Origin of the sequence: Brevundimonas sp. EAKA (genome assembly GCF_000698025.1) — a bacterium.
GTDB lineage: Bacteria > Pseudomonadota > Alphaproteobacteria > Caulobacterales > Caulobacteraceae > Brevundimonas > Brevundimonas mediterranea_A.
Map to the genome: position 1 here is coordinate 43,347 of NZ_JMQR01000002.1, position 14,339 is coordinate 57,685.

General features: G+C 68.5%; 13 protein-coding genes. 7 read left to right on the top strand and 6 right to left on the bottom strand.

Features of this window, described 5'->3' with window-relative positions; all coding sequences use genetic code 11:
* Positions 1-90 precede the first annotated feature (90 nt).
* Both cysD and cysN read left to right on the top strand, forming a co-directional pair.
* Positions 91-1,047: a sulfate adenylyltransferase subunit CysD gene (cysD, locus tag ER13_RS00815; protein WP_008260515.1), complete on the top strand. Its 957-nt coding sequence runs from the start codon at positions 91-93 to the stop codon at positions 1,045-1,047.
* Positions 1,047-2,960 carry a sulfate adenylyltransferase subunit CysN gene (gene cysN, locus ER13_RS00820; protein ID WP_035305359.1) on the top strand — a complete coding sequence of 638 codons (1,914 nt, stop codon included), beginning with the start codon at positions 1,047-1,049 and terminating at the stop codon, positions 2,958-2,960. Before cysD ends, cysN begins: the two co-directional genes overlap by 1 nt.
* Before the next feature lie 22 nt (positions 2,961-2,982).
* Here cysN and ER13_RS00825 read toward each other — a convergent pair whose 3' ends face one another.
* Both ER13_RS00825 and ER13_RS00830 read right to left on the bottom strand, forming a co-directional pair.
* The gene (locus tag ER13_RS00825; protein WP_154725390.1) at positions 2,983-3,960 is read right to left on the bottom strand and encodes an NAD-dependent epimerase/dehydratase family protein; all 978 of its coding nucleotides are present in this window, start codon (positions 3,958-3,960) and stop codon (positions 2,983-2,985) included.
* Positions 3,957-5,273 carry a UDP-glucose/GDP-mannose dehydrogenase family protein gene (locus tag ER13_RS00830; RefSeq protein ID WP_035305362.1) on the bottom strand — a complete coding sequence of 439 codons (1,317 nt, stop codon included), beginning with the start codon at positions 5,271-5,273 and terminating at the stop codon, positions 3,957-3,959. Before ER13_RS00830 ends, ER13_RS00825 begins: the two co-directional genes overlap by 4 nt.
* A 224-nt stretch (positions 5,274-5,497) precedes the next feature.
* Between ER13_RS00830 and ER13_RS00835 the strand changes: the two genes are divergently transcribed.
* Both ER13_RS00835 and ER13_RS18195 read left to right on the top strand, forming a co-directional pair.
* Positions 5,498-6,142, top strand: a complete 645-nt coding sequence (locus ER13_RS00835) for a glutathione S-transferase (protein ID WP_035305365.1) — start codon at positions 5,498-5,500, stop codon at positions 6,140-6,142.
* Between the two features lie 95 nt (positions 6,143-6,237).
* Positions 6,238-6,378: a hypothetical protein gene (locus tag ER13_RS18195; RefSeq protein WP_154725362.1), complete on the top strand. Its 141-nt coding sequence runs from the start codon at positions 6,238-6,240 to the stop codon at positions 6,376-6,378.
* Between the two features lie 3 nt (positions 6,379-6,381).
* Here ER13_RS18195 and ER13_RS00840 read toward each other — a convergent pair whose 3' ends face one another.
* Positions 6,382-8,076 (bottom strand): lytic transglycosylase domain-containing protein, encoded by a 1,695-nt coding sequence (locus ER13_RS00840; protein WP_008260649.1) that lies wholly within the window; start codon positions 8,074-8,076, stop codon positions 6,382-6,384.
* Positions 8,077-8,177: 101 nt separating this feature from the next.
* Positions 8,178-8,975, bottom strand: a complete 798-nt coding sequence (locus tag ER13_RS00845) for a uracil-DNA glycosylase family protein (RefSeq protein WP_008261821.1) — start codon at positions 8,973-8,975, stop codon at positions 8,178-8,180.
* Positions 8,976-9,170: 195 nt separating this feature from the next.
* Between ER13_RS00845 and ER13_RS00850 the strand changes: the two genes are divergently transcribed.
* Entirely contained in the window at positions 9,171-10,826 is a 1,656-nt protein-coding gene (locus ER13_RS00850) for an electron transfer flavoprotein-ubiquinone oxidoreductase (protein WP_155988047.1), read from the top strand.
* 19 nt (positions 10,827-10,845) lie between these two features.
* Here the strand turns inward: ER13_RS00850 and ER13_RS00855 are convergent, their stop codons facing one another.
* Complete coding sequence (locus tag ER13_RS00855) at positions 10,846-11,181, bottom strand: type II toxin-antitoxin system PemK/MazF family toxin (protein ID WP_035305370.1); 336 nt, start codon at positions 11,179-11,181, stop codon at positions 10,846-10,848.
* Complete coding sequence (locus ER13_RS00860) at positions 11,168-11,383, bottom strand: type II toxin-antitoxin system PrlF family antitoxin (protein WP_035305435.1); 216 nt, start codon at positions 11,381-11,383, stop codon at positions 11,168-11,170. The genes ER13_RS00855 and ER13_RS00860 overlap by 14 nt, the downstream gene beginning before the upstream one ends.
* A 100-nt stretch (positions 11,384-11,483) precedes the next feature.
* On the opposite strand from ER13_RS00860, the gene ER13_RS00865 reads away from it, so the two are divergent.
* Both ER13_RS00865 and ER13_RS00870 read left to right on the top strand, forming a co-directional pair.
* Positions 11,484-13,385 (top strand): tetratricopeptide repeat protein, encoded by a 1,902-nt coding sequence (locus ER13_RS00865; protein ID WP_035305373.1) that lies wholly within the window; start codon positions 11,484-11,486, stop codon positions 13,383-13,385.
* Positions 13,386-13,390: 5 nt separating this feature from the next.
* The gene (locus ER13_RS00870; RefSeq protein ID WP_035305374.1) at positions 13,391-14,263 is read left to right on the top strand and encodes a 4-(cytidine 5'-diphospho)-2-C-methyl-D-erythritol kinase; all 873 of its coding nucleotides are present in this window, start codon (positions 13,391-13,393) and stop codon (positions 14,261-14,263) included.
* The last annotated feature ends 76 nt before the right edge of the window (positions 14,264-14,339 follow it).

A 14,339-nucleotide genomic window follows, 5' to 3' on the forward strand; every position in this document is an offset into this window, starting at 1 on the left:
CGAAAATCTCACAGTGTGTGGCAGTATCAATCGCTTGCGACCCGTCGCACACTGGCGTTTCACGTCAGCGTTCGATGGAGACCTGACTTGGTGGACGCCGCTATTCTGACCGAAACCCCGACCCCGTCCGCGCCGCCGCCCGGTCCCGAGCGGCTGACCCATCTTCAGCGCCTGGAGGCCGAGAGCATCCACATCATGCGCGAGGTGGCGGCCGAGGCCGAGCGCCCGGTCATGCTGTATTCGATCGGCAAGGATTCTGCGGTGATGCTGCACCTGGCGCGCAAAGCCTTCTATCCGTCCACGCCGCCTTTTCCCCTGTTGCACGTCGACACGACCTGGAAGTTCCGCGCCATGTACGCGATGCGCGAACAGGCCGCCGCCGACCTGGGCGTCGAACTGCTGGTCCACCAGAATCCTGAGGCCCTGGCGCGCGGGATCAATCCCTTCGATCACGGCTCGGCCCTGCACACCGACCTCTGGAAGACCGAGGGGCTGAAACAGGCCCTGACCTTGCACGGCTTCGACGCGGCTTTCGGCGGCGCTCGCCGCGACGAGGAGAAGTCGCGGGCCAAGGAGCGGATCTTCTCCTTCCGCACGGCCGAGCATCGCTGGGACCCCAAGAACCAGCGCCCGGAGCTCTGGCGGCTCTACAACACCCGCAAACGGCCGGGCGAAAGCATCCGCGTCTTCCCCATCTCCAACTGGACCGAGCTGGACGTCTGGCAATATATCCATCTGGAACAGATCCCCATCGTGCCCCTGTATCTGGCCGCTGAACGGCCGGTGGTCGAGCGCGACGGCGCCCTGATCATGGTGGATGACGACCGCTTCCGCCTGCGGCCCGGCGAGGCGCCGCAGATGAAGTCGGTGCGGTTCCGCACCCTGGGCTGCTACCCCCTGACCGGGGCGGTCGAGAGCACGGCCGCGACCCTGCCCGAGGTCATTCAGGAAATGCTGCTGACCACCACCTCCGAACGCCAGGGTCGGATGATCGACCACGACCAGTCCGCCTCGATGGAGAAGAAGAAGCAGGAGGGCTATTTCTGATGGCTCACCAGTCGGACCTGATCACCCGCGACATCGACGCCTATCTGGACGCCCATCAGCACAAGAGCCTGCTGCGCTTCATCACCTGCGGCAGCGTCGACGACGGCAAGTCCACCCTGATCGGCCGGCTGCTGTACGACTCCAAGATGATCTTCGAGGATCAGATGGCGGCGCTGGAGGCCGACAGCCGCCGCGTCGGCACGCAAGGGGGCGACATCGATTTCGCCCTTCTGGTCGACGGCCTGGCCGCCGAGCGCGAGCAGGGCATCACCATCGACGTGGCCTATCGCTTCTTCTCGACCGAAAAGCGCAAATTCATCGTCGCCGACACGCCGGGCCACGAACAATACACCCGCAACATGGTCACGGGCGCCTCGACCGCCGACGCCGCCGTCATCCTGATCGACGCGCGCCGGGGCGTCCTGACCCAGACGCGCCGTCACGCCTATCTGGTCAGCCTGCTGGGCATTCGCCACGTCATCCTGGCTGTGAACAAGATGGACCTGATGGGCTGGTCCCAGACCGTCTTCGACACCATCGTCGCCGACTTCCGCGCCTTCGCCGACCAGATCGGGCTGAAGACCTTCGACGCCATCCCCATGTCGGCCCTGCGCGGCGACAATATCACCGAGGCCAGCGCTCATTCGCCCTGGTACGCCGGTCCGTCGCTGATGAGCCTGCTGGAGATGCTGGAGGTCGGCGACGATCTTCAGGCCGACCCCTTCCGCCTGCCGGTGCAGTGGGTGAACCGACCCAACCTCGACTTCCGCGGCTTCTCCGGCCAGATCGCCGCCGGGACCGTGCGCCCCGGCGATCCCGTCCGCGTCCTGCCGTCGGGCAAGACCTCGACCGTCGCCCGCATCGTCACCGCCGACGGCGATCTGGCCCAGGCGGTCGCCGGCCAGTCGATCACCCTGACCCTGGCTGATGAGATCGACGTCTCGCGCGGCGACGTCCTGGCCAGCGCCGACGCCCCGCCCGAGGCCGCCGACCAGTTCGAGGCCACAGTCGTCTGGATGGACGACGAACCCCTGCTGCCGGGCCGTCCCTATCTGCTGAAGATCGGCGCCAAGCTGGTGGGCGCCACCATCACCGAGCCCAAGCACAAGGTGAACGTCAACACCCTGGAGCAACAGCCGGCCAAGCGGCTGGAGCTGAACGAGATCGGCGTCTGCAACCTGTCGCTGGACGCCCCCGTCGCCTTCGCCCCCTATGCCGAGAACAAGGACCTTGGCGGTTTCATCCTGATCGACCGGATCTCGAACCGCACGGTCGGGGCGGGCCTGCTGCACTTCGCTCTGCGCCGCGCCCACAACATCCACTGGCAGGCCCTGTCGGTGGACAAGGCCGCGCGCGCGGCCATCAAGAACCAAAAGGGGCGCGTCATCTGGCTGACCGGCCTGTCGGGCGCCGGCAAGTCCACCATCGCCGATCTGGTTGAAAAACGTCTCTACGCCGACGGCCGCCACACCTATCTGCTGGACGGCGACAATGTCCGCCACGGCCTGAACCGCGACCTGGGCTTCACCGAGGAGGACCGGGTCGAGAATATCCGCCGCGTCGCCGAGGTGTCGAAACTGATGGTGGACGCCGGCCTGATCGTCCTGGTCAGCTTCATCTCGCCCTTCCGCGCCGAGCGTCGCCTGGCCCGCGACCTGCTGGGGCCGGGCGAGTTCGTCGAGGTCTATGTCGACACGCCTCTGGCCGTCGCCGAAAAGCGCGACGTCAAGGGCCTCTACAAGAAGGCCCGCGCCGGCGAACTGAAGAACTTCACCGGCATCGACAGCCCCTACGAAGCCCCCGAGGCCCCCGAGATCGTCGTGGACACCACCACCATGTCCGCCGAGGACGCCGCCGAACGGATCGTCGCCTGGCTGGACGGCCGGTTCTCGACCGAGGATTTCAGCATCTGATCCGGTGGGGGGAGGGCGGCGGTCAGCCGTTCTCGTATCCCCGCCACCATTTGACAAAGCGCGGCAGGCCCTCGGCCAGGGTGACCTTGGGTTTGTACCCGGTCAGGGCGTTCAGCTTGGAGACGTCGGCATAGGTGGCGGTGACGTCGCCGGGCTGCATGGGCCGCATGACCTTGTCCGCCTCGGCGCCCAGGGCGTCTTCCAGGGTGGTGATCATCTCCATCAGGCCGACGGGCGAACTGTCGCCGATGTTGTAGATCTCGTGCCCGCCCTGCGCGGGCGGATGGTCCAGCACCCCCACGATCCCGTCGACGATGTCGTCGATATAGGTGAAGTCGCGCGCCATCTCGCCTTCGCCATAGACCTCGATCGCCTCGCCGCGCGCGATCTTCCGCGTAAAACTGAAATAGGCCATGTCGGGCCGGCCCCACGGGCCATAGACGGTGAAGAAGCGCAGGCCCGACTGGGGAAAGCCGTACAGCTTGGCGTAGCTCTGGCTCAGCAGTTCGCACGAGCGTTTGGTCGCGGCGTACAGGGACACGGGATCTGTCGTCGGATCGTCTTCCCGAAAGCCCGAACCTTCCAGCGGCCGGTCGCCATAGACCGAACTGGACGAGGCGTAGACCAGGTGTTTCACGCCGTTGTGGCGCGCGGCCTCGAGCATCGACAGATGGCCGGCCAGGTTGGACCGCTCATAGGCGAAGGGGTTCTCGATCGAGTAGCGAACCCCGGCCTGGGCGGCGAGATGGACGATCCGCTCCACGCCGTGGTCGCGCACCAGGGCCAGCATCCGCTCGTGGTCGGCGATGTCCGCCCGCACCATGGTGAAGCCCTCGCGGGCCTCCAGACGGGCGGCGCGGGCGTCCTTCAGGGCAGGGTCGTAGTAGTCGTTGAAATTATCGACCCCGATCACGGTTTCGCCGCGATCCAGCAACCGTTCGGCCGTGTGCATGCCGATGAAGCCGGCCGCGCCGGTGACCAGGATCGGCGCCGCCATCAGCCGCGTCCGATGCCGGAATATCTGAAGCCGCGCTTCAGCATGTCCTCGGGGCGATAGACGTTCCGCAGATCCACCAGCACGGGCTGGTTCATCAGCAGCTTGACCCGGTCCAGGTCCAGGGCCCGGAACTGGTCCCATTCGGTGATGATGACGACGGCGTCGGCGCCTTCGACGGCGTCATAGGCGTTGGCCTTCATGATCACGTCCGGCAACAGCTTGCCCGCCTCGTGCATGCCTTCGGGATCAAAGGCCTGGACCCGTGCGCCGGCGGCGATCAGGGCCGGGGCGATGTCCAGCGACGGGGCGTCGCGCATGTCGTCGGTGTTCGGTTTGAAGGTCAGGCCCAGCAGGGCGATGGTCTTGCCCGCGACGCTGTCGCCCAGGGTCGTCTCGACCCGGCCGGCCATGGCCTTCTTGCGCGCGTCGTTGACCTCGACCGTGGTCTCGATCAGCCGCACTGGTGCGCCGTACTGCTGGGCCGTGCGGACCAGGGCGATGGTGTCCTTGGGGAAGCAGGAGCCGCCGTAGCCGGGGCCGGCGTGCAGGAATTTCGAGCCGATCCGCTTGTCCAGGCCGATGCCGCGCGCGACCTGCTGCACATCGGCGCCCACGGCCTCGCACAGGTCGGCCATCTCGTTGATGAAGGTGATCTTCATCGCCAGGAAGGCGTTGGCCGCATATTTGATCAGCTCGGACGTGCGCCGGCCGACGAACAGCAGGGGGCTCTCGTTCAGGTTCAGCGGACGATAGAGTTCGCCCATCACCTCTCTGGCGCGCGGCGCCGTCTCGCCGTCGTTGACGCCGATCACGACCCGGTCGGGGCGTTTGAAGTCGCCGATGGCGGCGCCTTCGCGCAGGAACTCCGGATTGGACACGACGGCGAAGTCGGCGTTCGGATTGACCCGGCGGATGATGGCCTCGACCTCGTCGCCGGTGCCGACCGGGACCGTGGACTTGGTCACCACCACGGTGAAGCCGTCGATCAGGCCGGCGATCTCCTCGGCCGCCGCATAGACATAGCTCAGGTCCGCATGGCCGTCGCCGCGGCGGGTCGGGGTGCCGACGGCGATGAAGACGGCGTCGGCGTTGCGGATGGCCTCGGCGCTCTCCAGCGTGAAGAACAGCCGGCCTTCCTCGACGTTGGCGGCGACCAGATCGTCCAGGCCGGGTTCGAAGATCGGGATTTCGCCCCGCTCCAGCCGTTCGATCTTCGACGGATCCTTGTCGATGCAGGTCACCACATGGCCGAAGTCGGCGAAACAGGCTCCAGACACCAGGCCCACATAGCCTGTGCCGATCATTGCGACGCGCATCTAGAAAATCCCGTTCATCGTTGTGCAGCCTTAGAATCCGGCACGTTTCAACGCAACGGCGCGGGAGGCCCATGCGTCAAACGCAGTGTCGGGCGCCCCCTATATACGGCCGGGCTTCCTGGCGGGTCAGGCCGGATGCATAAATTCGCCGGATGGGGCAAAACGCCATCCCATCAGACGCGCCGCCCGGCGTGTCCGCCTGCGAATCGAGCGAAGGACGCGACATGGAACTGATCATCGGCCCCCGCACCTATTCGACCTGGTCGCTGCGCGGCTGGTTGATCCTGAAGCACACCGGCGCGGACTTCGGCGTCATCGACGTGTGCTACGACACAAAGGCCCAGAAGGCGGCGCTGCGGGATCTCTCCCCGTCCGGATTCGTGCCCGTGCTGCGGGTGGACGGCGAGATGATCTGGGACACCCTGGCCATCGGCGAATGGGCGGCTGAACACTATCCCCAGGCGCGGATGTGGCCCGCCGATCCCGTCGTCCGCGCCCTGGCCCGGTCGGCGACGGCCGAGATGCATTCCGGCTTTTCCGCCCTTCGGACCTTCTGCGGCATGGGACCGGACCGGCCCATGGTCGGCGACGCCCGGTCAGAGACCCCGTCCGACCCGGCGCTGGACCGGGATCTGGCGCGGATCGTCGCCCTGTTTCGGCAGATGCGGCGTCGGTTCGGCGGGGACGGTCCCTGGCTGTTCGGCGACTGGTCGATCGCCGACGCCTTCTTCACTCCGGTCGCGGCGCGTGTCCGCCATTTCCAGATCGATCTGGCCGACCACGGCGACGACGGCGTCGCCTCGGCCTATGTCCAGAGCCTGCTGGCTCACCCGGACTTCCGCCTGTGGGAGACGGAGGCTCTGACTTAAAAGCCGGGAAACCAAGCTTTCGCACCGGGTGTTAAGGCGACGTCGTTATCCCGGATGTGAACGCGGATCGCGCGTCTCGCCGGGGAGAAAGACCGATGCCGACCCGCTTAGTCGTGGCGAAACAGGGGGCGGAGGTCCCGGTTCAGGCGCGCCCGCTCAATCCCGTCATGGCCTATGTGCTGGCCGCCGTCGTCGGCGCCGCCTTCTGGGCGATGCTGCTCACCGCCCTGTTCTGAACCCTATCGACCGCCGCCGACGGTGGCCGCCTGGGCGACCAGTACGGGTTCGGCGACCGGCGCGGGCGGCACATAGTCCAGCGACACCGGAACCAGTTTCGCGCCCGAGGCCACGGCGTCCAGGGTGTTCAGCGGTCCGCCGAACATCCGCTGATAGATCCAGTAGCTGGCCACGACCTTTTCCACGTAGTCGCGCGCCTGGGGCACGTCGATCGTCTCGATCAGCAGCAGGGGATCGGCGTCCGGCCCCAGCTTGCGCACCGCCGTCAGCATCGGCCCCGGTCCGGCGTTGTACGAGGCCACGGCCCGCAGCAGGTCGCCCTGGAAGGCCGGCAGCTGGAGCATCCGGTTGATATAGGCCTGGCCCAGCCGCATGTTGGTCGCGGGAACCAGCAGTTTGGACGGATCGGTGACGAAGGTCCGGTCCCCGGTCATCTCCGCCGCCGTCGTCGGCATCACCTGCATCAGCCCATAGGCGCCGGCGCTGGACCGGGCGTCGGGATTGAAGTCGGTCTCCTTGCGCGCCAGGGCGTAGACCAGCGCCTTCTCGATGACGAAGCCGCCCTCCGGCTCCAGCACGGGCATGGGGAAGCGCATCGCGTCGATCCGGGTCGCGTCGCCCCCATTGCCCGACATCATCACCCGCGCCAGAGCCGTCCACATGCGCGCGGCGTCGCCCACGGCGGTGCGCAGGCCCGAGCGCAATTCGCTTTCGCCCTCGGTGCGTCGGCCCACTTCATAATAGGCGACGGTGCGTTTGGCGCGGGCGTCGGTCTGGACAAAGGCTTCCAGTTCGCCGGTCTCGACCCGCGCGCCCTGGGGCACATAGGCGGCGCGTTGCAGGCGCGGTTCCGCCTGGTAGGCGCGCGGCCCCATGTTCTCGATGGTCGGCTCCTCGCCCAGCTGACGCAGGGCGATCTGGCCGTAGAAGGTGGCCGGCCACTGTCCGGCCAGGCGCAGATAGTCGTTGACCCGGTCCTGCCGGCCCGACTGCGAGGCGGCGCGCGCGGTCCAGTAGGCGGCGCCGGCGCGGACCCAGGGGTCTTCGGTCGGATCGTTGGCGACGCGTTCGAAGGCGGCGAAGGATTCGTGGAACTGGCCCAGCCGCCATTCCGCCAGTCCGACCGTCCACCAGTCGCCGATCTCGCGCCCGACGGCCGAGGCGCCGGTCAGGTCGTCATTGTTATAGGCGATGCGCGCCGCCTTCATCGGATCGACGGCCGGGCCGCCCGAGACGGCGGAAACGACGCTGTTCCAGGTCCGACCCAGAAGACCGCCGGGCTTGACCGGTTCGGGCGCTCCGTCGGGCCGGCGGCGCAGGGCCAGGGTATAGACCCGGTCGGCGCAGGGCAGGTCGGAATAGGTTTCAAGCCAGGCCGTCAGTTCGTCATAGGTGGCGACGTGATCGGGGTGGAACAGGCTTTCGAACTCGACCTGGCCCAGCAGGACCCGGTCCTGGGCCTGACGGGCCGAGGCGCGGGCGGCCTCGATGTCGCCGCGCCGCAGGGCGTCGAAGGCGGTGGTGTAGGACAGGCGGTCGGCCGAACTCAGGGCCGTGGGGCGGGCGGAACCGGACGCGGCGCCGGACATTCCGTCAAAAGGCGTTTCCGCCAGGGCCGAGCCTGCGGCGGCCCAACCTGAAGCGGCGAGCGCAAAAACCAGCGTCGAGGCCAGACTAGCCCGGCGGAACATATTCATACGCGGCGGCCCCGTTGGCGTCACCCTGCCCGTTCTCGTCAGGCGGGGATCGTTTGGCGTTGGTCGTCAAACGACCAGCATGCCTTAAAGCGGCGCTAACCTCAACCTGAGCCGTCCAGTTTTGCTGCAAATGCGAGAAGATCGGCCCAGACCTGCCGTTTGGCCTGGGGCTGACGCAGCAGGAAGGCGGGGTGCAGGGTCGGCAGGGCGGGGGCGGACACGCCCCCTTCAGCCAGCCGCCACTCCCGCCACTGGCCGCGCATCTTCATGATCCCGTCTTCGGTCTGCAGCACCGACTTGGCCGCCGCCGCGCCCAGCAACAGGACCGCCTTGGGCTGCAGCAGGGCGAAGGCGCGTTCGACGAACGGGGCGCACACGGCCTGTTCCTGCGGGGTCGGGGTGCGATTGCCGGGCGGGCGCCAGAAGACGGTGTTGGTGATGAAGACCTTGTCGGTCAGGCCCGCCGCCGCCAGCATCCGGTCCAGCAGCTTGCCGGCCCGACCCACGAAGGGCTGGCCCAGCCGGTCCTCGTCTGCGCCGGGGCCTTCGCCGATCACCATGACGGGGGCGTTGGGATTGCCCCGCCCGAACACCGACTGGCTGGCCCCCATGCCGCGCAGGGGACAGCCCTCGAACGCCGCCACCGCCGCCGCCAGATCCTGCAGGGTCGAGGCCCCCGTCGCCAGACGCCGCGCCTCGGCCAGGGCGTCCTGGGCGCTGGGTCCGGCCAGGGGCATGACGACCGAGGCGGTGGCCTTCTGCACCGCCTTCAGGGCCGGGGGCGGGGCCAGATGGGTGTGATCGACCGGCGCATCGCCATAGCAGGCGTCCACCCCCGCATCCCGCCAGAAGGCGAGCAGGCTTTCGACTGCAGCTATGTCATGGGGTTGCGCGTTCATGTCTAAGGTACCGATAGGCCTTGACCGCCCTCGCGTCACCTTCCGATAAGCGGCATAACCATACGAACAAGCTGGATTTCAGGGGAAGACATGGCCGAAGAAGCCATCGAGGGCGGCGCAGAGAACGCCCGCCAGGAAGCGATCATCGACAATCTGCCGCCGCTGGAGGCGCTGCAGGGCGTCGAGCGCGAGGTGATGGAGTATGACGTCGTCATCGTCGGCGGCGGCCCCGCCGGCCTGTCCGCCGCCATTCGCCTGAAGCAGCGGGCGGAAAAGGACGGCAAGGAGATCACCGTCGCCGTGCTGGAAAAGGGCGCCGAGGTCGGCGGCCATATCCTGTCGGGCGCTGTGATCGATCCCAAGGCGCTGAACGAACTCTTCCCCGACTGGAAGGACCGCGGCGCGCCGCTGGAGACCCCCGTCACCAGGGACAAATTCCTTCTGCTGGGGCCGCAGGGGTCGGCGTCCCTGCCCATGCCCCTGTTGCCGCCCTTCATGCACAACCACGGCTGCTACATCGCCTCGCTGGGCAATGTGGCGCGCTGGCTGGGCGAACAGGCCGAGGCCCTGGGGGTCGAGGTCTATCCCGGCATGGCCGCCAGCCACGTCGTCTGGGAAGAGGGCACCGGCCGGGTGAAGGGCGTCGTCGCGGGGGTCTTCGGCATCGACCGCGAGGGCAAGCCGACCGGCGACTTCCAGCCGGGCATCGAACTGCACGGAAAATATGTCTTCATCGCCGAGGGCGTTCGCGGCTCCCTGGCCAAGACCATCATCGCCAAGCACAGGCTCCAGGACGGCAAGTCGCCCCAGAAATACGGCATCGGCCTGAAGGAGCTGTGGCAGGTGCCCGCCGAACAGCACCAGCCCGGCCTGGCCCAGCACACCACCGGGTGGCCGCTGGACGAGCACACCGGCGGCGGCAGCTTCCTGTACCATTTCGGCGACCGCTACGTGGCCATCGGCTATGTGGTGCACCTGAACTACAAGAACCCCTTCCTGTCGCCGTTCGACGAGTTCCAGCGCTTCAAGCACCACCCCTCAATCGCCCCGCATCTGGAAGGCGGCACGCGCATCTCCTACGGCGCCCGGGCGATCACCGAGGGCGGCCTGCAGTCGATTCCGAAGCTGTCGTTCCCCGGCGGCGTCCTGATCGGCTGCTCGGCCGGCTTCGTGAACGTGCCCCGCATCAAGGGCACCCATAATGCGATGAAGACCGGCATGCTGGCCGCCGACGCCGCCTATGACGCCGTTCAGGCCGGGCGTGGCGGCGACGAACTGGTCGAATACCAGACCGCCTTCGAAAAGAGCTGGGTCCACAAGGAGCTGTCCCTGGTCAGGAACGCCAAGCCCCTGCTGTCGAAGTTCGGCACCACCCTGGGCGGGGCGCTGGGCCTGTTCGACATGTGGTGCCGCACCCTGCTGGGCGGCTGGTCGCCGATCCCGACGCTGAAGCACGACAAGACCGACGCCGCCTCGACCGAACTGGCGGTCAAGCACAAGCCCATCGCCTATCCCAAGCCGGACGGGAAATTGTCGTTCGACAAGCTGTCGTCCGTCTTCATCTCCAACACCAACCACGCCGAGGACCAGCCGGCCCACCTGAAGCTGCTGGACCCGTCCAAGCCGATTCAGGTCAACCTGCCCAAATACGGCGAACCGGCCCGGCTGTACTGCCCGGCGGGCGTCTATGAGGTCGTCTATGCGGACGAGGTCGCCAAGACCGATCCGCGCTTCGTCATCAACGCCCAGAACTGCGTCCACTGCAAAACCTGCGACATCAAGGATCCGTCGCAGAACATCGTCTGGGTCACGCCCGAAGGCGGCGGCGGCCCGAACTATCCGAACATGTGACGCAACACCGGCGCTGGGGTCATAGCCAGCGCCGGATCGTCTCCATGACGACGGCCAGTCGCGCCTCGTCCAGCCGGCCGATACTTTCGGCGGCTGAGGCTTCAATAGTGGCGATCTTCGAGGGGCGCACGACCGAAGGGGCGGGCAGCCCTGCCTCCCCGTAACGGTCCTCCAGGTCCAGATCATCGGGCCAGCGTCGGTTGGCGGCGCTGGTGATCATCACCACCCAGATCAAACCGGCCTGATCGCCGATCCCGCCTGCGGACACCACCAATCCCGGCCGATGCTGGCGGGTGTTGCGGTCGGTATAGGGAAAGGGGATGCGGACGACGTCGCCGCGTTCAAAGTCCGGCATAGGCCTTGCGGTCCGCCTCGCTGTCCCATTCCTCGAAGGTCGCAAAGGGATCGTCGGCCGCCGTTTTGCGCGCCTTTTTCAACAGAACCCGTTCTCCCTCGATCTCGTAGATCAGCTCGTCGCCGTCCTGCAGTTTCAAGGCGGCGCGCACCGGCTGGGGGATGGTGGTCTGGGCCTTGGACGTCAGGCGGCTTGTGATCATCATCGCCTCGGTAAGGATTTTCCTTACGATACGCCGTCGCCCGCCCTCGTCAACCATCTGTCCTCTTGCGGGGGCAGGGGAAACCGTGAAGGGTCGCGGCATGATCGCCTCCCGTTCGCGCCTGCTCGCCGCCTCCCTGACCGTCCTCGCCCTGGCCCTGGCCCAGGGGGCGGCGGCGCAGGACATGGGCCCCGCTTCGGCGCCCGCCAATCCGTCCGACACCCATCCGCCCGCCGTCATACTTGAACCGGACCAGGTTCAGGAGGCCGCGCCGTTCGAGGACGAACCGGAAGACGGCGCGCCCCAGACGCCCGAGGGCGATGTCCCGCCCCATATCGTCATCGCCGACGACCCGGCCGAGCCCGCCATTCCCGAGGTCTGGGCGCCGGTCCCGCTGAACGCCCAGGGCCGCAGCGCCTATGGCCTGTACCTAGCCGGCAAACTGGCCCTGATGACGGGCGAGGGGGCCAAGGGCGCCGATTGGCTGGCCCAGGCCGCGGCCCTGACGCCCGAACAGCCCCGCGTGCGCGAACAGGCCTTCACCTCGGCCCTGCTCAGCGGCGATCTGGACGTGGCGGGCCGACTGGCGCCGACCGCCGACGCCGCGCCCGCCCTCATCGAGATCGGCCGGCTGATCTCGGCCGTCCAGACCTTCGTCCACGGCGACGCCCGCGCCGCCAACGCCGCCCTGGTCGCCCGGCCCATCGCCGCGCCGCACAGCCGCGCCGGTCTGATGGTCGCGCCCTGGATCGCGGCCGCCGCCGGCGACTGGACCCGCGCCCTGGCCGCGCCTCCGGCCCAGGGCGACGTCCTGACCCTGGCCTTCGCCCGCCAGAACCGGGCCCTCCTGCTGGAGAAGCGTCGGAAATACGCCGAGGCGGAGGCCGAGCTTAAGGCCCTGTCCGACATGCCGACCATCGGCGCCCTGTTCCACCGCCCCTATGGCGAGTTCCTGGAGCGACGCGGCAAGCGGGACGAGGCCCTGGCCGTCTATCAGGCGGCGATGCAGGGTCAGCAAGTCGATCTGGCCACCGCCCGCGCCCTGGCGCGGCTTCAGGCCGGGAGGCGCGCCCCTGCGTCGCCCGACTACCGCCAGGGCGCGGCCCAGGCCCTGACCACGGCGGCGGCCCAGGCGGTGGCCGAGCGCGGCAATGAGTTCGCGGTGGTCTATCTGCGCCTGGCCCTGAACCTGAAAGAAGACGCCGCCACCCAGATCCAGCTGGCCCAGGTGCTGGACCGGGTCGGGCTGAAGGCCGCCGCCCGCACCGCCCTGTCGCGCGTCGGGCCGGAGGATCCGGTGCTGTACGCCAACGCCCGCGCCCAGCTGGCGCTGAACCTGGAAGAGGACGGACAGTCGCAGGCCGCCCTGACCGAGCTGCGCGCCGCCGCGGCCGCCGAGCCTGACGATCCCCGTATCGCCCTGGTCATGGCCAGCCAGCTGATGCAGCTGGAGCAGTATGAGGCGGCCCTGGCCCTGTTGAGCGGCCCGCTGCTGAACACGGCGACCCAGGGCGCCCAGATCCATTTCCTGCGCGGCGCCGCCCTGGAATCCCTGGACCGCATCCCCGAGGCCGAGGCGGAGCTGTGGGCCGCGCATCTGGCCGATCCGAACAACGCCAACACCCTGAACTATCTGGGCTATCTCTGGGTGGACAAGGGGCTGCGCGTCGATCAGGGCGCGGGCCTTCTGGCCCAGGCCTACGCCATGGAGCCCGAGAACGGCAACATCCAGGACTCCCTGGGCTGGGCCCAGTTCAAACAGGGCTATTTCGACACCGCCGTCGTCACCCTGGAGGAGGCGGTCGACAAGGAGCCCGCCAATCCCGAGATCAACGACCACCTCGGCGACGCCTATTGGCGGGTGGGCCGCCAGCGCGAGGCGGTCTGGCTGTGGAACCGCGTCCTGAGCCTGGACCCCGAGCCCGAACGCAAGGCCGAGGTCGAGCGCAAGATCGCCAACGGTCTGGACGACGCGGCGCCCGCGACCGGCGGGTCGCACTAGGCCTCATGTCCGCGCTCACGGCCCTGGCTCCGGCCAAGATCAATCTGTTCCTGCACGTCGGCCCGGTGGACGCCGACGGCTATCATCCGCTGTCCAGTCTGGTCGCCTTCGCCGATGTCGGCGACCGGGTGACGGTCGAACCGGCGGCGCGGCTGTCGCTGACCGTGAACGGCCCGTTCGGCGCGGGTCTGGCGGCCGAGCCCGACAATCTGATCCTGCGCGCCCTTCGCGCCGTGGGCGAGGCGACCGGCGCAGGCGAACCGCTGCTGAAGGTCACGCTGGACAAGCGCCTGCCCATCGCGGCCGGCCTGGGCGGCGGCTCGTCGGACGCGGGGGCGGCGCTGAAGCTGGCGCGTCAGGCCCTGGGGCTGGACCTCGACGATGCGGCCCTGGAGGCCGTGGCGGGGGTGATCGGCGCCGACGGCCCCATGTGCCTGCGGATGCGCACCGCCTGGGCCGAGGGGCGGGGCGACATCCTGACCGACGAGCCGCGCCTGCCGCCGCTCCACGCCGTCCTGTTCAATCCGGGCGTCCCTTCGCCCACCGGTGCCGTCTACCGGGCCTATGACGCCGGTCCGCCGCGCGCCGCCGACCGGCCTGCGCCGCCTGCCGACTGGAGCCCCGCGGCCGTCATCGACTGGCTGGCCGGCCTCCGCAACGATCTTCAGCCGCCCGCCGAGGCCCTGACCCCGGCCATAGCCGACGGGATTCAGGCGGTGGCGGCGACGCCCGGCGTGGCCCTGGCGCGGATGTCCGGCTCGGGCGCCACCGTCTTCGGCCTGTGCCGGTCCAGCGCGGACGCGGCCGCCGCCGCCGCCGCTCTGTCGGCCGCCCATCCCAAGGCCTGGGTCGCTGCGACCCGGCTCGCCTCCGCCTGAGCCATAAATCCCCAGCGCGTGTTGAAGCGCGCGGCGCCGGGCCCTATGGTCCGCCGTCCTTTTTCCAGCCCCTCCC